Annotated in this window: 9 protein-coding genes and 1 pseudogene; 7 read left to right on the top strand and 3 right to left on the bottom strand. The window is 58.2% G+C overall.

The window, feature by feature from the left end; genetic code table 11:
* Window positions 1–97: 97 nt before the first annotated feature.
* The 3 genes from QEH54_RS10735 to QEH54_RS10745 form a co-directional block, all read right to left on the bottom strand.
* Window positions 98–1,654 (bottom strand): carboxylesterase family protein, encoded by a 1,557-nt coding sequence (locus QEH54_RS10735; RefSeq protein WP_345785649.1) that lies wholly within the window; start codon window positions 1,652–1,654, stop codon window positions 98–100.
* A gap of 184 nt (window positions 1,655–1,838) precedes the next feature.
* A complete protein-coding gene (locus QEH54_RS10740; RefSeq protein ID WP_309018673.1) occupies window positions 1,839–3,878 on the bottom strand; it encodes a serine/threonine-protein kinase in 2,040 nt (679 codons plus the stop codon).
* Window positions 3,879–3,910: 32 nt separating this feature from the next.
* Entirely contained in the window at window positions 3,911–4,498 is a 588-nt protein-coding gene (locus QEH54_RS10745) for an ECF-type sigma factor (protein WP_309018674.1), read from the bottom strand.
* 682 nt (window positions 4,499–5,180) lie between these two features.
* On the opposite strand from QEH54_RS10745, the gene QEH54_RS10750 reads away from it, so the two are divergent.
* From QEH54_RS10750 to QEH54_RS10780, 7 genes and pseudogenes are all read left to right on the top strand, one after another.
* Window positions 5,181–8,243, top strand: coding sequence for a sensor histidine kinase (locus QEH54_RS10750; protein WP_309018675.1), 3,063 nt, complete (start codon window positions 5,181–5,183; stop codon window positions 8,241–8,243).
* Window positions 8,240–8,878 carry a response regulator transcription factor gene (locus QEH54_RS10755; protein ID WP_309018676.1) on the top strand — a complete coding sequence of 213 codons (639 nt, stop codon included), beginning with the start codon at window positions 8,240–8,242 and terminating at the stop codon, window positions 8,876–8,878. Before QEH54_RS10750 ends, QEH54_RS10755 begins: the two co-directional genes overlap by 4 nt.
* 528 nt (window positions 8,879–9,406) lie before the next feature.
* Window positions 9,407–13,345 carry a TonB-dependent receptor plug domain-containing protein gene (locus QEH54_RS10760; protein WP_309018677.1) on the top strand — a complete coding sequence of 1,313 codons (3,939 nt, stop codon included), beginning with the start codon at window positions 9,407–9,409 and terminating at the stop codon, window positions 13,343–13,345.
* 349 nt (window positions 13,346–13,694) lie between these two features.
* Window positions 13,695–14,651 (top strand): annotated as a pseudogene (locus tag QEH54_RS22915) (glycoside hydrolase family 43 protein); the annotation flags it as partial.
* Window positions 14,652–15,369: 718 nt separating this feature from the next.
* On the top strand, window positions 15,370–16,737 hold the full coding sequence (locus tag QEH54_RS10770; RefSeq protein WP_309018679.1) for a glycoside hydrolase family 43 protein: 1,368 nt from the start codon (window positions 15,370–15,372) through the stop codon (window positions 16,735–16,737).
* 84 nt (window positions 16,738–16,821) lie between these two features.
* Complete coding sequence (locus QEH54_RS10775; RefSeq protein WP_309018680.1) at window positions 16,822–18,885, top strand: NPCBM/NEW2 domain-containing protein; 2,064 nt, start codon at window positions 16,822–16,824, stop codon at window positions 18,883–18,885.
* Window positions 18,886–18,913: 28 nt separating this feature from the next.
* Window positions 18,914–21,310 carry a beta-L-arabinofuranosidase domain-containing protein gene (locus QEH54_RS10780; RefSeq protein WP_309018681.1) on the top strand — a complete coding sequence of 799 codons (2,397 nt, stop codon included), beginning with the start codon at window positions 18,914–18,916 and terminating at the stop codon, window positions 21,308–21,310.
* Window positions 21,311–21,317 lie beyond the last annotated feature (7 nt).

Below are 21,317 nucleotides of genomic sequence, written 5' to 3' on the forward strand. Positions count from 1 at the left end.
GTATTGCTGCTGAACAACCAGTCTACGGATCGTTTCATCGTCATGAGATCGGAGGACGCTCAGTGGTCCAATGGGAGATCAATGGTCCTCAATCGGGCTACTTGGCCCAGGCTTTGCCTTCGGGGGTGCGGCGCCATTCGAAGTAGTCGTCGAGGACTTCCAGAGCGCAGGCGCTGGGGACTTCGGTGACGGAGGCGGTGTCGTTGAAGTACATGACCTTGCGGTTCTCGAGCGTGTATTCGGGCCACTCGGGAACGCTTGGGCCATTTGGGTCGCCGCGCTTGGCGAAGTTGGTCCAGTAGGTTGATACGGTGTCCGAGATATTGAAGTCGCCCTCGTCTAGGTTCTTGTCGTTCGGATCGAGGGTTTGGAAAACGTAGGGCACGTCGACGCCGTGGGGCATGCCGTGATCGGCTGCTTCGGAGTCGGCGGGATGATCCGCGTGCTGGTCGAAGTAGTAGTAGAACACTTTGGAATCGCCAGTCTTCGCTTGCAGGGTGGCCCAGGCCCAGGTCTGCCAGCCAAAGGCGGCGTCGCGCATGAGGTCGCGGGCGGTCTTGCTCACACGGTCACCAACGGGTGGATACGCAGCCATGAGCTCCTCGGCGAAGGGACCGTAGCGGGTTTCCACGTTGGTTTTCCATTCCTCGACGGTCTTTTCGCGCGAGAAGCTAAGACCTTCGTCGGAGTTGTAGCCCACGAGAATGTCGACATCGTTGTAGTTGCCATTCTCGTACATTACATGCTGAACGTCTGGAATGACGAATCCATCGACGATGGGCCACGCGGTGCCGGTGCCCCAGCCGCCTGGAAGCTTATCTGGCGAGAGTTCGCGCAGCTTGGCGAGGCTGTCCGCTCCGGCGTTCTTAAGGTACTCGACGCCGGATTGCTCGGCCATGGCGAGGGTGCGCATGTTCTCGCCGGGATAGGTGGTGGGACGGGTTGGTCCAAAGGAGCCGCCGCTTTGCGAGATGGCGCCGCGAAATAGCCCTTTGGCTTCAGGCGAGGCGCAAAGCATGCTGACGGAGATGCCGCCGGCGGATTCGCCGAAAATGGTTACCTTTTCCGGATCGCCTCCGAAAGCGGCGATGTTTTCCTGTACCCATTTCAGACCGGCGATCTGGTCCTTTAGTCCGTAGTTTCCGGATACGCCGTGGGGCGATTCGTCGCTGAGCTCGGGATGGGCGAGAAAGCCAAGCGTGCCGACGCGATAGTTGATGCTCACCAGCACCACGCCTTTGCGGGCGAGGTGTTCGCCGTTGTGGACCGGGGTGGAGGTGGAGCCGAAGGAGAAACCGCCGCCGTAGATCCAAACCAGGACGGGCAGCTTCTCGTCGGAGTTTTGGGCGGGCGTCCAGACGTTGAGGTAGAGGCAGTCCTCGCTGACGTTTCCTTGGCCATCGCCTTGGTAGGGGTCGGGGGCGAAATCGGTGGTGGACCTCACTCCCTGCCAGGGGGTGACGGGCTGAGGGGCTTTCCAGCGCAGCTCTCCAACGGGTGGCGCGGCGAAGGGGATGCCCTTGTAGATAACGAGGTCGTTTTCGGCGAGGCCCTGAACGAGACCCGCTTCTGTCATGACGGGAGAGGGTTGGTTTGCGCTCAGGCCGGAGCTTGCGAGGGCGGCGAAAAATAGGGCTGCAATTCGGATTCTCATTTCAATCTTTGGGGGAAGTGGGTTTCTCTGCTTTCCCTTTACGGAAACGGACACGGGAAACCGCCAAACTTTGCGGAGCGACGAAATGAGGGCAGTCGCGGAGAGGCGAGGTGGCACGAGGCGGCGATACGTCGAGGCGGGTCGGCGTCCTTGGTCTATCGGGTTGGCGCCCTGCTCTACAGGGCTAGAGGAGCAGGCGCTCTGAGGATAGCGTTTGCTCGGCCTCCTGCAGCAGTATTCCGGCGGCTATCCAGTCATGCCAGAAGCCCTGCATGTGATATTCGAGAGGACCGGCGAGCGTGCTTTCGATGCGGTGTTGAGCGTCTTGAAACTGGGTGAGCGCCTCGGGGAGTTGGCCCAGCTTATACAGAGCCATGGCTTTGATGGTCTGGCAGTAGGCCTGGCGGCTGATCTGCTCGTCCTCGAAGCTCGCTCCGCGGTCGCACCAGACGATGGATTTCGCGAATTCACCCTTGCGGTAGTGCCACAGGCCGAGCACGGCGCAGCGCCAAGCCTCCAGCCAGTCCTTGGCTTGGTAGTTGTTGGCGGCGAGCGAGTCTTCAACGACGGTAGCAAGGGATTCCATCTGTGAGAGCCACGCCTCGTCTCCGGGCAAGAGAAGCCCTCCTTTCAGCATCTGTTCCGCGGCGATCGGATTTTCGGAGCTTCCTTTCCGTTTGATCAGGTCGTAATGAAAATCCCAATACTCGTCGTTGCGGCCCGCTTTGATCAGAGTCGGACCGATCGGTAGGTAATTTCGAGTGGCGTTGTCGCTTTGATCGCTTTCATCGAAGCGATTGACGCGAGCGAGGGCGAGAAGGCGTTCGCTCGCGGTTTCCCAGTTCTTGCGCAACCCGTTCCAGATGCCCAGCTCCCAGAATACGAAGGACGCTTCCACGGAGGTTTGGGTGAGGGGACCGGCCAGCTGCTCGATCTCTTGATCGGCTTCGGCAAGTTTGCCCTGCATGATGAAGTTGGCGCTTTTGGTGACGCGTTCGCGTTCCTCCGCGGCGATTCTCAATTCGGATTCCTTCCGTTCAGCGGCCTTCGCTCTAAAGAGGAGAACGGTGGAGGTGGTCAAGCCAATCAGCATCGCGACGATGGCGAGGGCGATGGCCCCGCTGGTGAGGCGGTTTCTCGCGAGCAGCTTGCGGGCTCGGTAGAGGGTGGACGGGGGATGGGCTTCGATCGGTCGATCTTCTAGAAAGTACTCGAGATCCTTGGCCAAGCCGCGAACCGTGTGGTAGCGGTCTTCCGGTTTTTTGGCGGTCGCTTTTTGGACGATCATTTCCAAGTCGCGAGGAATCCGGGCGCTTTTCGCGCGGTCGCCAGCGGTTTTAGAGTTCTCCCAGTCGCCTGCGAGGTCATCGAGAATGACGCCCAAGCTGAAGATGTCACTTCGGGTATCGCTGGTAAATTCGCCCGAAGATTGCTCGGGGCTCATGTATTTCGGGGTCCCGGCTAGACTGATCTGGGTTTCGTCGCCGTCTGAGAGGCATTGCTCTGCGATGGCTTGGGCGATCCCGAAGTCGATGACTTTGGGGATGGGGCGCTCCTCGATTTGGCTGATCAGGATGTTGGAGGGTTTCAGGTCGAGGTGGATGATCCCTTTCTGGTGGGCGTGCTGGATGGCGGCGCAGACGCTGATCAGCAGACGCAGCCTTTCCTCCAGCGAAGCGTTGGTCTCCTGGCAGAAATCGGTGATCCGGGTCCCTCGGACCCGCTCCATGACGAAGTACGGATGGCCCTGTTCGGTGGTGCCGGCATCGATGACGCTGGCGATGTTGTGGTGCTCCATCATCGCGAGGGTCTGTCGTTCGGCTTCGAAGCGAGCGATGACCTTTTGCGAATCCCGACCGGGGCGAAGAATTTTGAGAGCGACGGTGCGTTTGACGGGCGCTTCCTGATTCGCCTCGTAGACGAAACCGCTCCCGCCTTTTCCCAGAAAATGGGTGATGTGGTAGTATCCGACGGTTCGTCCGATGAAGGCATCCCCCGTGGTGGCGTCGACCGCTTCCTTTTCCATCTGGGGGGTCCAGGTCAGGCTTTTTCCGCATTCTTCGAAGACGGTGTCCGCCCGCTCGAAGTCAGCGAGCATGGACTCGACGGTTTCGCGTAGCGTGGGGTCGCAATGCTGGTCGAGATAGGCTTTCCGCTGAGCGGGATCGGCGATCTCGAGGGCGTTGCAAAAGACTTCTTCTTCTCTGTCCGAAGGAAGCATCATTGGTTTCGGGAAGCCTGGATGGGGTTTCGAACTCAGTCCGCGTTTAGGCGGGCGCTCTTTCTCTCCATCCAGCGCAGCAACCATACTTTGGAAAACGCCCAGTAGCGCTCCACGCTTCGTTCGCTGATTCCAAGCTCCTTGCTCACCTCCTTGTTCAGCAGGCCGCCGAAAAACTTGGCCACCACGACTCGCGCATGCACCGGGTGGGCGGCTTCGAGGGCGTTGATCGCCTCGTCGAGCTCGAGCAGGTGGGCCGCTGGCGGCTCCTCGTGGATGGCTTCGGTGTTCTCGGTCTTGTCGCCTATCGCTTTGCGGATGGTGGATTTGCGTCTGGCGTGGTCGATAAGGATGCGCCGCATGGTCAAGGTAGCGCTTGCGATGAAGTGCCCCTGGTTTTGCCAGCTGCGCTCGTTCTTGTTGAGCTGCAACCATGCCTCGTGGACGAGGACGGTCGGCTGAAGGGTCGTGTGTTCGGAAGGCAGGCGCGACATGCGGCTCCGGGCGATGCGACGCAGCTTTTCGTAGACCTCGTGGCTGAGACGGTACTGGCTACCCGGTTGCTTGAAAGGCGCGTGAACGTTTTCGGCCGGACTCGTTTGGTTGGGTAGCTGTTGGCTCATATGCGGGGTAGGGTGACAGTTATGCCGAGGGAAGCCCGAGAATCAAGGAAGTCTCGTTTTTCAAGCATTTTGGGATGGTCCCAACTTTTTGGCGGTTCCGCTCTTGTTTTTCCGTAAAAGGCGATTGAGTGGATGGGTCTATTTCGTATAAATCCTTTTTGAAATACCCCTTTCACGCTCTCCCCTGTGTTTCCTCGCTACGCCTTACCTCATGCGAATGGGCCGAATTCTCTGCCCTTGCCGCCTGCGAATCCCTGACTCGGTCCGCAACCATCCCCGTCGGAGTGCCGTGCGCTCCGCGCTTTGTCGCAACAACCCAAATCCTCGCTACATCATGAAACGACATCCTCATCGACCTGGCTTTCTCATATTTGATCATCCGCTCGTTGCGCGCTCGGGGCGGAGCGATTCATCCATTTGAAGTCACTGATGAGCCCGCTGCCATCCGGATCAAGACGGATGACGTCGGAACGCCTGTCCGATTTCGGGAAGGCCAGCAGGCTGCAGTGGATGCCCCTCCTCGCGGGGCGAAACGACCGACCTCCCGGTTTCGACGTTTGTTCCCAATCAGAAATCGGCGCACGGGCGAATACAGTCCCCCTCTCGACTCGCTTTCATCGAAAAAGCGCTTATTGATAATCTCGTTGATCTGCTCCCAGATCCCTACCCCTCAAACAAGAAAATGAACCCCCTTTCCCGATACTCGCAGGTCAGGTCTCGATGTGTGTTGGGGATGCTTGCGTTGGCGCTTTCGAGTCAGGTTTGGGGTGGAACGAGGGTCGGCGCTTTGGAAGGGTTGCCGCCGACGCGGAAGCACCCCTTCGAGACGATCGGTTCGGTTTCGCGCGGGGCGCGTCTGGGATTCGATTCCTTCGGTAGGCTGGTGGTGGTCGAAGAGGGCGTGTACTCGGTTTTGAACGACGAAGTTTGGCTGGACCTCGCTGGTCGGCAACGCGCTGTGCGGCGACCGAACATCGTGAGTCTGGCTCTCGGCGCGGATGGGAGCTCGTACTACGGAGGCTTTGGCGATTTCGGTTCGGTGCGCTTTGGGGTGGACGGACGGTTTTCGGGGCGTTCCTTGGTGGGCGACGTCTATCCGGAGTGGATACGCACAGCGATTTTCGACGATATCGTAGCCTCGTCGGAGGGGGTGTACTTCAGCAGCTGGAACGGGATAGCCTACCAATCGTTTGGCGGCGGTCCGCCGACGTATTTCCAATTCGAATACCTAGGCGACGTGTTTCTTGTCGGGAGCCAGGCGTACGCATCCACTGCGGACGGCGAGCTGTTTCGCGTCGATGTGGAGACCCGGAGACTAGTGCCTCATCCTGCGGTCGAGCGGAATCGAGAAATTGTGGTGGAAGACGCGGCGCCATGGAGAGAGGGACGGACCTTGCTCGCTGACAGGGAGGGGAAAACGTGGAGTTTCGATGGGCGCGATCTGCGTGCCGAGAGCCCTTTGGACCGTTACGAAATCGCGGGACGGGTGTCGGCGCTGGAGCCGCTCAAAGAGGGGGGTGTCGCGGTAGCGGTATCGGGTCGAGGCGTGTTTCTGGTGGATCGGGAGGGTGGACTGCTCGTTTCGCTCGACGCTCCCGAGTATCACCGCGTGAGCGAAATGGCCTCGAACGAGGCGGGGGTGCTGTGGGTGGTGACCTCCAATTCCGTAGACAAGGTTCACTACGGAAGCCCGCTGACGGAGTACGGGCAGCGCTTTGGCATGTTTTTGGATTGGCCGCTGGTCGGCTTCGACGGAGATCGCATGTTCGTCGTCTCGAGCGGATTGCTCTATGAGGAGGCGAAGGAGCGAGGAGTGGGAAGCGCCCGGTTTCGACTGGCGGACAACCAGCCGGAGGGAGGCGTCTACAGCGTAGCCACTGGAGGCGCTCGAATGCTGCTGGGCACCCGCGATGGCGTTTTCCAGCCGAGCGACGGCGGCGGTTTTTCACCTGTTTTGAAGATGGACGGGCTTTTGAATCTGGCCATGGTCGGCGCTGACCTCTGCTTCGCCATCGGCCGCAATGAAATCGTCGCCATCGGCTTTCGACGGGGAAAATGGGAGGAAGTGGCCCGTCATTCGGAAGGTGTCGCCTACGCCCCGATCACCCACTCCACCAATCGCAGCGCCTGGGTCGAATTGGGGCGCAAGGGAGTTCTGAGGCTCTGGATGGACGCCGATCAAACCATTCGCAAAGACTACTTCGAGAACGAGGATTGGAATAACACCTGGTGGGTGAACGTCGGTTCGATCGGAGATCGGGTGGTGCTGTCGACGCTGGACGCTCGCAAGGTCTTCGATGAAGAGCGGGAACGCTGGATCGATTCCGAGGAGGTAGACGAGTTGCTGAACCGATCGCCCAAGCGAATCGATCGCGTTTGGGAAGACCAGAGTGGGGACATCTGGGCCACGCATGGCGAGGGGGTGGTGCTCTTTGCTCGCGCCGAGGAAGGCTTCGAATTGGACTCCTACGGATTAGAGGTCATCAACGATCGTTACCCCAGAGTGGTGTTCGGCTCCGGTGACGAAGTCTGGATCGTCGCGGCGCATTCCTTGTTGAAAGTCAGAAAGGATCGGGGGCCGCTCGCCAAGGCTCTGGCCAAACCCGTGCTGGTATCGCTCAAGGCGGGGAGCGAGAACCGGGAGCTCGTGGATCATGGCGTCTCCTTTTCGCATCATTCGGTGAGTTTGTCTTATGAGGAAAACAGTCCGTCTTTCAGGTTCTTTTCTGGGGCGTACGGATGGAGGGAGCCTCCAACTTTTGAATACAGGTTTCAGAGCGAAGCTCATTGGACTAGTCTGGGCGCGGGCTCGCTTCTCGCCTTTGGCGATTTGAGGGAGGGGGACTACCTGCTCGAAGTGAGGACAGTGGAGTCATTGGGGCGAAAATCGGAGCCGCTTCAACTCGGCTTCTCCGTAGGATCGCCCTGGTATCGTACCTCGTCGGCCTTCGTCGTTTACGGGGCGGGGGCATTGTCGCTCGTGTCGTGCTTGGCCATGCTGCCGAGCTACTTGACGCGGCGGAGGAACCGGGAGCTGGAGGGGATCGTGCACGAGCGCACGCTTCAGTTGGAGTCGGCGATGGAACGCTTGGAAGAGAACACGCGGAACGCGGCTACGCTCGAGGAGCGCAATCGGCTCGCTGGCGAGATACACGACAGCCTTCAGCAAGGAGTAATTGGGGCCATCATTCAGCTGGATGCCACGCTCACCCTGCCGGACCTGTCGAAGGAGGCCGCGGCGCGCCTGAAGGTGGTTCGAAATATGGTCACGTTTGTGAAGCAGGAGGTGCAGCATTTGGTTTGGGACTTGGATTCCACGCTCAACAGCAAGTCGGAGCTGGGCGAAGTGCTTGAGGATCTCGTGCGCGCGCTGAATTCGACCAAGCCCAAGGTTTCGATCGAGCGGAGCGGGGAGCCGGTGACCCTCTCCAACGATACGAGACACAACCTCCTGAGAATCGCCCAGGAAGCATGCACCAACGCGATCCGTCACTCCGGGGCGACGAACGTCGTAGTTCGTCTTTCGTATACCCCGCATTCGGTCGAGCTCTGCATCGAGGACGATGGAATTGGATTTGAAAAAAGCAAGGGGCTGGCGGAAAGTGTCGGCCACTTCGGACTGAGAGGAATGGTGTCCCGTTCGAAGAAGATCGGGGCGGACTTCCAGCTTGATAGCGCTCCCGGAGAGGGGGCTCGAGTCCGCGTCGCCGTACCGATAGGAGAGGAGGTCCAGGTCTTCGTATGAATCAGCGCTGCGAGAGCTCGCCTGTTCGAATCATGCTGGTGGATGACCACATGGTCATTCGCATGGGTTTGGCGACCGCCATCGGCGACACCAGCGATTTGAAGGTGGTCGCCGAGGTCGAATGCGGCGAGGAGGCTTTGGAGACCTATGAACGATCTCGGCCGGATGTAGTCGTCCTGGACCTCAGGATGAGAGGGATGGGAGGCGTGGAGACGATCCGGGTTATGCGAAAGCAGTTTCGAGATGCGAAGATTATCGTTTTCAGCAACTATGCGAAAGGTGAGGACGCCTACCGCGCCATCTCCGCTGGCGCTGCCGGCTTTGTCGTGAAAGACATGCCGATCTCAGTGCTGCTGGAGGCGATTCGAAGCGTATCGAAGGGCGGCCGCTATTTGCCGGATGCCATCGCGGCAAGGGTGGTCGAGCGCACCATCGCCCAGCTGTCGCCTAGGGAGATCGAGGTGATCGAGGAGCTTGCCAAGGGCGGGAGCAACAAGGAAATCGCGAATCGGCTCGGATTGGTCGAAGGCACGGTCAAGCGTCACATCGCGAACATTCTATTGAAGCTGGGGGCGTTGGATCGCACCCATGCCCTGGTTCTAGCTATTAGAAACGGTATCATCAGTTTAGAATGATATTAGCCGACGTGGCTGGGCGCTATTTGTTGACGCCAAGAGATTGAAGGATAAATCTTTACGGTTTCGCTTCATGTCTTGGGCTCATATCATCAATATCAGGGGAACGCCTTGTGTCGAAAGGTGTAGTCTATGGTGTGTCTATTGCCCGTTTGACCGGGTGATTTGGGACGTCACCATGTAATGATATCGCAGGAGTTTCGCTTCACGAATCTCCTTTTTGTATCATAGCCTACCAACTTTATACTACCCCCCTTCCCTTTTTCTTCCTCTCTAGGAGAACTGCCTGGTCCGGTTTCTAGCTTCTCGCTGACGATCTACCTCAAATCTGCCGAGTTCCGGTCCGGCGTTCGTCTTGTTCTCGCATACCCGATAGTAAGCTGAGATTGCGCCCCTGAGTCCATGTATTTGGGATTCGGATACCCGTGGTCTGTCTCTAGGTCGGTATCGGTATGCGTCCGGTTGATGGGATTGCGATGGTGGTGAAGTCGGTACGCCTCAACCGTGAACAAACAAATCGAACAAACTATGAGATACCTTGAACCAAGGCGTCGATCATGGAGGGGACTCTGTGGGCTGGCGCTGTTAATCGCTCCTCTTTGCTGGGGGCAGTCCGATGACGTAGACGAAGAGGAAGTATTCGAGCTTTCGCCCTTCGAAGTCACCGCGGATGAACGAGAGGGCTACCAAGCGGCTGATACGCTTGCTGGAAATCGCCTGAATACCAAGCTGCGCGACATCGGAAACGCGGTGTCGGTGGTAACCACGCAGTTTCTGGATGATACGGGAGCTACTGACAACCAGACTTTGCTTCAATATACCGTTGGAACCGAAGTCGGCGGAACCCAAGGCACCTTCGCAGGTGTTGGCGATGGAGCCTTGCTGGACGAGTCGAGCAATTTTATAAATCCGAACCAAAACACTCGCGTTCGCGGACTGACGGCCGCCGACAATACCCGAAACTTCTTCACTTCGGAAATCCCTTGGGACAGTTATAATATCGATCGCGTCGAGCTGCAGCGAGGCCCGAATAGCATACTTTTTGGACAAGGCAGTCCCGCTGGTTTGGTGAACGTAGGCCTGCAGGGCGCCTCGTTCGAGGACGAAGGGGAAGTGGAAATGCGCTTCGACGAGCATGGAAGCGCTCGCTACGTTCTCAACTACAACAAGCAAATCCTAGAGGACGAGCTAGCGATTCGCGTCGCTGCTCTCTACAACGACCAGAAGTATCAGCAGGATCCTGCATTCAGTCGCGACGAGCGCATCTACGCCGCGTTGAGATGGGATCCGAGCTTTTTGAATGGCGACAATGTTAGAACCATGTTCAAGGCCAACTTTGAGGATGGCGAGGTTCGAAGCAACAATCCCAGAACCCTCCCTCCGATCGATCGTATCTCTCCTTGGTTCGATACTGGAACGTACAATGGAACCTATATATCGGATGGAAACATTCTGGTTGATGGCGAACTCGTGCCAGTTTCCAAAGGGGATACGCGCGTCTACAACGCGTTGAACCGGGCCACCTTCAATCCGCACCAGCTGCAGCAGGACAACGTCGCTTTTCCGAATCATGGACAGGGCAGGCCTGGGATTAACGGAGGGCCGTTCAGCGGCGCGTTCAATCCCGACTACAATCCCCGGCTGGGGAACTTCGCGAATAGCTTCGGCGGCCCGATGCACTTCTATGGCTCCGATGGGGGCGCGCCAGACATCTGGTCGCTCGAAATTCGGCAGACTGGAGGGATCAATTCCGCTGGCGAGGTAGACGGCGGCATTGGCGGGTATGACTTCCACCGAGCCATGGGCATCGCCACGGAGTCCGCTTTCGCTCGTAACGCTGGCCTCCCGTTTGGCGAGTTCGGCGTCTACAAGAATAATTCTATAACGGATTCGTCGATATTCGATTACTATAACAATCTGATCGACGGTCCGAACAAGAACGAGTGGCAGAACTTCGAGTCCCTGAATCTCAGTTTCTCGCAGACCTACCTGAATGACATGGTCGGCTTCGATCTGTCGTATTACAAGCAGGACTACGACAATGGTCAGGTCTCGCTGCTGTCGGGAAGCCAGCAGGCGATCTACATCGATATCATGAAGGTCTATCCGGATGGCGATACCAACACCTGGACTCCAGGCGAAATCCCATTCGACAACGGAACGCCCAACCCCAACGTTGGTCGGCCCTTCGTCGCGGACAGATCTCAGTTCGGAAACAATTCGCACGTCAGCGAGAGAGAGGCCTTCCGCGCCACTCCGTTCGTGAAGTACGACTTCGTGAAAGGGGATGGTGGAAACTGGTTCACCAATTTCCTGGGCAAGGGAACCTTCACGGGGCTCTACAGCGACGAAACCATCGAGCGAGAGGATCGCTCCTGGCAACAATATGCGATCCTCGATCAATCGTTTATCGAATTCGCTGATTTCGCGGGCGGACTCACCGACTTCACGACCGACTTCCTCGCGCCGACTCCTGTGATCTACTTGGGAGACTCGCTGATCAATTCGTCGAGCGCCGCTGGAGCGAACATCCCGCGCGTCATGCAGAAAGCCGTTCTTCCGCGGAACGCCACCATTTCCATATTCGATTCCACTTGGGCTGGAGGCGATATCGATCCGGCGGCGGAGTGGATCAACAACGCCTACCTGCCACCGGAACTCGAGTATCCTGACTACAACCCGGTTGATCCAAACAACTTGACCGAAGCGGAAATGGAATTGTGGCCGGATCGTCGCTTGAGCACGCAGGCTGAGAATCCGGCCAATTACGTAGGCTTTAGAGAGGTGCCCTACACCTTGACGGCGGCCGAGGATTCGGCGGCAAATCGCGAGCTGCTGGGCCGTTCTGCCAGGTTGGACAAGCGTGAGACCAAGTCCGAAGCCTTGATCTGGCAGGGACATTTGTGGCACGAATCGATCGTAGGCACCTACGGCTGGAGAAAGGACACCACCAAGTCGTGGGGCTTCAGCCAGACCAATAGCAACCACACAGGGCCGGACACGTTAGGCCACCTGAATTTCGATCCTTCGTATTACAGGTTGCCTGACGAGAACGACACCGAGCTCACCGTTCAATCCAGAGCCTACAGCGTGGTGGCGCACTTGGACAACATGCCGTTTTTGCGCGAGACGTTCGCGGACCTGCCGTTCCGTTTGAGCTTGTTCTACAACAATTCCACAAACTTCCAGCCAGAGTCGGCTCGTGTGGACATTTACGGACAAGCCATTGCTCCACCGTCCGGGGAGACCATCGACAAGGGAATCCTCATTCAGTCCAGGGATGGTCGCTACTCCTTCAAAGCCAATAGCTACAAGACGGAAGTGACCAACGCCACCAGCACCGCCCTCAGCGACGAAGGCTTCATCGGCGCTTCCCAAGCGTGGGGAGCCAATTGGGCGAATCAGTACGAGTACGACATGTCGATCGATAACTTCTCGCACATCGTCACCCATGTGGCCCGCAATCGTCCGGCAGGCGCCGCCGTGCCCCCGAACTACTCGGAAGATCGCCTGCTCGACACAGTCGATGTTTGGAACGACGGGCAAGGAAACGACATCAACGGCAATCCGGTGGATGGCGGAAGAGGCTCGCTGTACAACTACGGACTCGCTCCAGGGGAGACGGCTGCGGATGCGGCGGCTCGCGAGGCGGCGGCCGTCTCAGCATGGCGAGCGTGGCAGGCCCAGGTCGATCCTCGCTTCTACGAAGCGTGGCAGATCGATCTGGACGCTCCGTTCCGTCTGGACAACCCGTCGCGAATCGACGCTGTGAGACCTCAGAACTTCTCCATAACCGAGGATAGCGTCTCGGAGGGGTACGAGTTCGAGTTCGCGCTGCGGCCGGTCGACAACTGGAACATCATGATAAATGCCGCTAAGACCAAAGCGACCCGCAACAACATCGGCGGGGTGTATCTCAGCGAGTTTATCAATTCCTACCAGGACGCCTTGCGCAACACCGCTGCCGGAGACCTGCGCATCTGGTGGGGCGGCGCCGGCAACGAGACCTCGCTCTTCCAATGGAACTCGAATGTGGGATCCGAGTGGACCGCCCGCAAGCTCCAGGAAGGCACAAACGCGCCGGAGCTGAGAGAATGGCGTTGGAACATCATATCCAACTACGAGTTCTCCGATGGACGATTTAAGGGCTTGAGCGTCGGAGGAGGTCTGCGCTGGCAGGACTCGGTGATCATCGGGTACCGGCCGATTCCGGGAGAGACCGACGCCGAGATCTCCTTCGATCTGGGCAACCCCTATACCGGACCCACCGAGACGAACCTCGATCTATGGGTCGGTTATGGGAGACCGATTAACGATTGGCTGGATTGGCGAATACAGGTGAACGTGCGAAACGCCTTCCAGGATAACGATTTGATACCAATCACCACTCAACCGGATGGCACCCCGGCCGGGTACAGAATCGCTCCAGCGGAGACCTGGTCCATACGAAATACCTTTTCGTTCTAGTTATCAACGATACACGGTAGCATGTTCAAGAGTATCGCTTGATCGGTTGGCCCCTGGAGATTCCAGGGGCCTTTCCGTGTCCCACTCCCGCCGGAGGCTGCACGGACTGGCGTCGAGCGTATGGGCGTTCGCATGCTAGAAAGCCTTTTTCTGGCGGATTTGCGGGGCGCGTTTCGTTATGCGGGATATGAGGCCAAGCGGGATGGCGGTCGAGCGAGACGAACTCGATTGCTCGTCGCCCAACCGATGCGGGCAGGGGGACCTTTTGCCCCGACATTCTGGTTTGGCCGTTGAAATTCGCATGATTATGAGAAAGACGCTGAGAAACTTAGTACGAGCAATCGCTGCGATGGCCGTTTCCCTGGCCGGATACGCCTCGGCCCAGGAGCCGACGCAGTATGAATGGCAGAGCAATCCCATCTTGCGCGATGTTTGGACCGCCGATCCCGCGCCTTTGGTGGTGGGCGATACCCTTTACGTCTACGTCGGTCACGACGAGGCCAAGGAAGGCGAGATGTTCAACATCACCGAGTGGCTGTGCTATTCGACCAAGGACATGAAGACCTGGACCGCTCATGGTTCGATCATGAAGCCGACGGACTTCGAGTGGGCCATTCGCGACGCCTGGGCGGCTCAAGTAGTGGAGCGCGATGGGAAGTTTTATTTCTACACTACCGTACAGCATGACGATACCCATGCAGGCAAGGCCATCGGGGTGGCGGTTTCGGATAGCCCGACCGGTCCGTTCGTGGACGCTCGCGGATCGGCTTTAGTGACGGAGCAGGACACCCCGTCGCCCTACGGCTGGGATGATATCGACCCCACGGTGCTCATCGACGACGACGGCACTGCTTGGATGGCTTGGGGGAACCCCAACTGCTACTTAGTCAAGCTCAAGCCCAACATGATCGAGCTCGACGGTCCGATCCAGAAACTTCACGTGCCCAACTACACCGAAGGGCCTTGGTTCCACAAACGCGATGGGCTCTACTACCTTTTCTATCCAGCCTTCGCTCATCAAGGCATGTGGGAGAAGATCTGCTACGCTACCGCGGAGAATATCACCGGACCTTGGACCTACCAAGGCATCTTGACTGACCAAGCGGAAAACAGCTACACCATTCATCCCGGTGTAGTGGAGTTTCAAGGACAGACTTATCTGTTCTACCATAACGCCACGCTCTCGCTCAATGGCTTGGAAGGCACGCTCGGGCGACGCTCTGTATGCGTGGAGTACCTCTATTTCAACCCCGATGGTACCATCCAGCCCATCGAGCACACCAAGGAGGGAATCAGCGTGCCGCCCTCGCCAGCGAGCGGATCAGTCGCGGAGGAGCCATCCTTTCAAAAGTCGAGTCCAGGGGTTAAGGTGATGCAGTCGATCGAGCCGGATCCGAAATCCTGGCCAGGCGCCCCTCGGCTGGCATCGGTCGCCAACCCCTACTGGAACGCTCCGCGAGTGCTTGGCTTCAACATGGATGGGGGCTCATCGCGCATGGGGCAAACCTTCGTCGTAGATCAAGACTTCCGTCTGACGCGCGTACTGCTCTATGCGGGTGACGGCATGGGGGCAACCAAAGAGGAGCCGGTACGCTTGGCCCTCTATGATCTCGGTCCGGGCGATTCCACCCCAGAAGCCTACGAACCCGGAGAAAACCTGCTCGGCGAAAGCGGAGTCGAAATCGCCTACACGCCTCAGGCCCGCGGCTTGTTGCGCATCGACTTCAACGGGAAGAAACGCGTTCATCTAAAGAAGGGGCTCGTCTACGCCTTCGAGCTTCAGGGCGAGCCCGGTACTGCGCCGCTCTTCTGGCGTCGTAGTGATGAGGACGTTTACTCCGCGGGCGCTGCCTACCGGGACGGGAAACCGATCACCGTAAGAGAGAACCAGTGTGACTTCGCGATCGCGCTCTACTGAAAGCGCAACTCGAGTATTCGAAGGGGCATTACTCTGACGCTGAAAAGGATTGTTATTTATACTCTGAATTCGTTGTTTGGACGAATATAAAATGAGTTATAAAGAAATGATATACAAAAGATATATAAAAGGTTTTACCTTGGTTATAGCGGGCTTGGCGCTTCTCTCCAAAGCGAGCGCGGATTACCCGATCGTGTCGCATCGATACCTAGCGGATCCCTCTGTTTTGGTGACGGAGGATCGGGTTTATGTCTACTGTTCGAATGACGATCTGAGCCCGCTGGAAGGCGGCTACAATATCCCCAACGTGGTCTGCGTCTCCAGCAGCGACATGAAGAACTGGACTGACCATGGCGTCGTTTTCGATGCGGAGCGTGACACTTCCTGGTCCAAGAAAACCTGGGCTCCTTGCGCCATCGAGCGTGACGGCAAGTTCTACATCTACTTTGGAAACAGCGGGGCCAACATCGGCGTAGTTGAAGGCGAGAGCCCCGTCGGCCCATTCAAGGATGTGCTGGGCGGTCCGCTCATCACCCACGGCACGCCGGGCGTGCAACCGGCTAAGAACATGTGGCTCTTCGATCCCGGCGTCTTCATCGACAACGATGGGCAGGCCTACATCTACTTCGGCGGAAATGGCGATGACAACGTACGAGCCGCCAAGCTCAACGAGGACATGGTTTCGCTCGATGGCGACGTCATCAAGATGCACGCTCCCAACTTCTTCGAAGCCGCTTGGGTGTGGCGCATCGAGGATACCTACTACTTCTCGTATTCCACCACGCCGCGAGCGGAGATGCGCATCGACTACATGACCAGCGATCACCCGACGGAAGGGTTCGAGTACGCGGGCATCGTTGGGGCTCAGCCGCCTTTGAATAACAACAACAACCATGCCGCTCAGTTTCTCTTCAAAGGAAACTGGTATCACGTATATCACAACCGCATCGTGGCCACCGAGGCTGGCATCCCCACGGGATTCCGTCGCAACATCGCGGTAGAGGAATTTGGATACGACGATGAAGGCAACATCATCGAAGTCGAGTACACCCGCGATGGGGTGGAGCAGATCGGCTCCTTGGATCCCTACGTTCGCGTGGAGGCGGAAACCTTCGCTGAGCAGAGCGGCATCGAGACCGAGCCAAGTTCCGCTGGCGGTATGAAAGTAACGGATACGCAAAACGGTGACTGGTTCAAGGTGGCAGGTGTCGATTTCGGCGAAGCCGGAGCATCCAAGGTATCCGTCATGGCTTCCGCGGCCTCCAAGGGGTCACGCATCGAGATGCGACTCGATAGTCCAGACGGTGAGCTTATCGCCGATATCGCGGTTCAGCCGACCGGCGGAGAAGGGAAGTGGAAAGCTTCCAAAGCCAAGGTGTCCGGAGCCCAAGGCGTGCACGACCTCTATATTTCCTTCGTGGGCGATGGCGATGTCGCCGATCTCGATTGGTGGCAGTTCAGTCCCAAAAAATAGAATACACTTTATCGCAGGCGTCGTGGAAGCATGACGCCTGTTTTTTCATTCAACCCCCTAATTTACCTCAACCCCTTTTCCCCAATGACCCCAGGTCCATCCAAACCCCTTTTTCGAAACGCCCTCTTCGGCCTCGTTTCCTGCTGTGCCGCAGCGCTGAGTCACGCCGCTCAGGAATCCGAGCTATGGCTCTCCGAGCTCGACGTTTCCCGCATCGAGCAAGGCTGGGGCACCGCCACCAGCGACGCCACCGTCTACTCGCAGAAGATCAGCATCGCCGGCCAGGTTTTCGATCGCGGGATCGGCACCCATTCCGAGTCGATCATCCCGCTGGCGCTGAACGGACAAGCGGTTCGCATTTCCGGTCTGGTTGGCTTGGACGATGAGACGGAAGGACGCGGCTCGGTGGTCTTCAGCATCGTGGCCGACGGAATCGAACTGTGGCGAAGCGGCGTCATGACGCCGGGCGTGCAGGCGGAACCGTTTGCCCTCGATCTTTCGGGAGTCAACTCGCTGCAGCTGGTGGCCGGAGACGCGGGAGATGGCACCGACTACGACCACGCGGATTGGGCGGATTTGAAAATCGTCATGCTCGGCGACGCCCAGCCGACCCTCGATCTTCCACCCGAGGAGGAACCCGTTATTTTGACCCCGCCAGCTCCCGCGACGCCCAGAGTCAACGGTCCCAGCGTGTTCGGCGTGCGCCCGGGAGCTCCGTTTCTTTACAACATCCCCGCCAGTGGAGAGCGTCCCATGAGCTTCGCGGTGGACGGCCTGCCGGAAGGACTGTCCATTGACGCTGATTCGGGCCACATCACCGGTGCTATCGCTGAACGCGGCGAGTACACGGTGACGCTGCGGGCGGAAAACGATTTGGGTCAGGACGAGAAATCGTTTCGAATCGTGGTGGGCGACAAGATCGCTCTAACCCCGCCCATGGGCTGGAGCAGCTGGAATTGCTGGGGCGATGCGGTCAGCCAGGAAAAGGTGCTCAGCTCGGCTCGGGCTATGGCGGAAAAAGGCCTCAGCCAGTACGGCTGGACCTACATCAACATCGACGATGGCTGGCAGGGCAAGCGCGGCGGACCGCTCAACGCCATCCAGCCTAACAAGAAGTTTCCCGACATGAAGGCGCTCGCGGACGAGATTCACGAGCTCGGGCTGAAGTTCGGCATCTACTCCGGTCCTTGGCGCGGCACCTACGCGGGGTACGTCGGCGGCTCCTCCGACAATGCGGACGGCACCTACGACTGGGTGGAGTCCGGCGACGTCAACGAATTCTACAAGCTCAACAAAGACCCCGACGCGCCCGACGCCAAGCCGAACTGGGTCAACTGGAAGTTCGGCGAATATTCCTTCGCTGAAAACGACGCCAAGCAGTGGGCGGAGTGGGGCGTAGACTATTTGAAATACGATTGGTTTCCCAACGACCCGCCGCACGTGCGCGAGATGTCGGAAGCCTTAAGAGCTACGGGTCGCGACATGATCTACAGCCTTTCCAACACCGGCATCTACGACTACGCTCCCGATTACGTGGAGTTGGCAAACCTCTGGCGCACCACCGGAGACATCATCGATCGCTGGGAAAGCGTGGAGCGCATCGGCTTTCTGCAAGACCGCTGGGCGGGCTACACCGGGCCGGGGCACTGGAGCGATCCTGATATGCTGGTGCTTGGCAAGGTCGGTTGGGGACCGAGTCTGCACGACACGCATCTGTCTCCAGATGAGCAATACACGCACATCAGCCTGTGGAGTCTGCTGTCCGCACCTCTGATCCTTGGCTGCGATCTCGCTCAGCTGGACGAGTTTACAATCAGTCTGCTGACCAATCACGAGGTGCTGGCCATCAACCAGGACGTGCTTGGCAAGCAAGCGACCCAGATCAGCAACGACGACGGAAAGGTCGTCTATGCCAAAACCCTGGAAGACGGTTCCTACGCGGTCGGGCTCTTCAACCGAAGCGAAAACGAAAAGGTGGTTGAGGTGAAATGGGGTCCGTGGGGCACGCTCGCCACTCCCGATGCGGGCGAAACCTTCACCGTACGCGATCTTTGGAGACAGGAAAATATTGGCGACTTCTCCAGAAGCTTCGATGCGACCGTCGCTCCGCACGGGGTGGTGCTGATCCGTTTGATTCCCCAGGACTGAGGCTATATCCCTTAAACCCCAATTCGTAATGAAAAGTAAACTACGCTCATCGATCGTACCTATCGCCATCGCTGGCTTGATTGTTTCTCAACTTCACGGAGCGTCCGAGCTTTCTCCGCTGCCGCAAGCTGCGGTCGAGCCTGCTGTTTCCTATCAGCTGCAAGCGTTCGATCTGGCGGACGTCACGCTGGGCGACGGTCCGTTTCGCGACGCTATGGATCGCGACAAGGTTTACCTGCTCAGCCTCGATCCGGATCGTTTTCTGCACACCTTCCGTCTCAATGTCGGTCTGCCGTCCGACGCCCGCCCATATGGCGGATGGGAAAGTCCGGGCGTCGAGCTGCGTGGGCATTCCGCTGGACACTATCTTTCCGCATGCTCCTTGATGTATCGAAGTACTGGAGACGAGACGTTCAAGAAACGGGCTGACGCCATGGTTTCGGGGTTCGCTCAATGCCAGGCCGCATCCGTCGACGCTGGGTTCAATGAGGGCTACCTCTCCGCCTTTCCGGAATCGTTCATCGATCGGGTGGAGAAAGGCGAGTGGGTCTGGGCTCCCTGGTACACTTTGCACAAGGTGATGGCCGGTTTGTACGACGCCTACCGGCTGACCGGCAACGAACAGGCTCTCGACGTTTTGGTCAAGATGGCGGACTGGATTGCGATCCGCGTCGACGGCATCAGCGAGGAGCAAATGCAGAAATCGATCGACATGGAGTTTGGCGGCATGAACGAAGTGCTGGCCAACCTTTACGAACTGACCGGCGATCCAGAGCACCTACGCCTCGCCAAAGCATTCGACCACCAAGTCCGCTTCGATCCTCTTGCCGCGGGCCGGGACGAGCTCAACGGGCTGCACGCCAATACGCAGATCCCCAAGATCCTCGGAGCCGCCCGCGAGTATGTTCTCACTGGCGAGCAGCGCTACGCGGATATCGCAGCGTTTTTCTGGGATCGCGTAACCCAGAAGCGCAGCTTCGCTTTTGGCGGAAACAGCCACCGCGAGCATTTTTATCCCATTGACGAATTCGGCGATCATACCGGTCCGGAGTCGGCAGAGACTTGCAACACGCACAACATGCTCAAGCTCACCCGCGAGCTCTTCGCTCAAGAGCCGGACGCCGCTCACATGGACTTCTACGAGCGTGCCCTGTTCAATCACATCCTCGCTTCCCAGGAGCCGGCCCAAGGCATGTTCATCTACATGATGCCGACCGAGTCAGCGAGTTTTAAGATCTATTCCACGCCGGAAAACTCCTTCTGGTGCTGCGTCGGCACGGGGATGGAAAACCACACCAAGTACGGCGACACCATTTTCCATCATTCAGACGACGAGCTCTTCGTGAATCTCTTCATTCCAGCGACGGTGAGTTGGAAGGAGCAGGGAGTGATCCTCACTCAAAGCACGGACTTTCCCAACAGCGAAGAAACCAAGCTGACGGTTGAATGCGAAAGACCAACTCGCTTCGCCCTCCGCCTCCGTCACCCGAGCTGGATCGAAGGACCGCTAGATGTTTCCGTAAACGGGAAAAGCGTTACGCTCGAAAGCGAGCCGGGTAGCTACGCCAAAATCGAACGCAAGTGGAAGTCTGGCGATTCGGTTCGTATCCATCTGCCCATGACGCTGCACTCCGAGCCGCTGCCGGGCGTGGACGATCGTGTGGCCATTCTCTATGGACCGATCGTTTTGGCGGGCACCCATGGTACTAATGGACTGCCAGCTCCCTTTGTATCCGATACGCATCTACAATTCCGCGATCCGGAGCCAGCGGGGTCGGCATTGGTGAGCGATAGTGACGATTGGCTAGCATCGATCGAGAAGGTTTCCAGCTCGCCGCTCGTTTTCCAGACGCGCGACCTCGCCCGTCCCTTCGACGTTACCCTGCGTCCGCTTTACGCCATCCATCATGAGCGCCTGACTATCTACTGGCCGCTCCTCTCGCCGTCGCAATGGCAAGCTCGCCAGGATCAAATCGCGGCAACCGAGGCCGAGCTCGCATCGGCCCGCGAGTCCGCCCTCGATCATGTCGATGTGGGCGACCCGGCCTCCGAGTCCAGTCACGCCTACCAAGGCAAAGATACCCTGAGTGGAGCATTGTCGGGCAAGGCCTGGCGTCGCGCCTTGCGCGAAGGGTTCTTCAGCTACCAGCTAAAAACGGAAGGGGAGGGCGACCTCGAACTCCTCAGCGTGATCGGAGCTCGCGATGAAAATCGCACGTTTTTCATCCTGGCGGACGATACGAAGCTCGAGTTGCCAGAGTGGAAAGACGCAGCGCCCGGCGAGCATCGCTTGATCCGCGTTCCCATCCCGCAGGAACTCGCGGAAGGCAAGGATACGATCACCATTCGCTACGAAACCGAAGGCTCCTGGAATACCACCACCGCGAACGTCTTCGAATGCATGCTCGTCCCAGCTGCGAACTAATCAGCCC

The organism is Pelagicoccus sp. SDUM812003 (genome assembly GCF_031127815.1).
GTDB lineage: Bacteria > Verrucomicrobiota > Verrucomicrobiia > Opitutales > Opitutaceae > Pelagicoccus.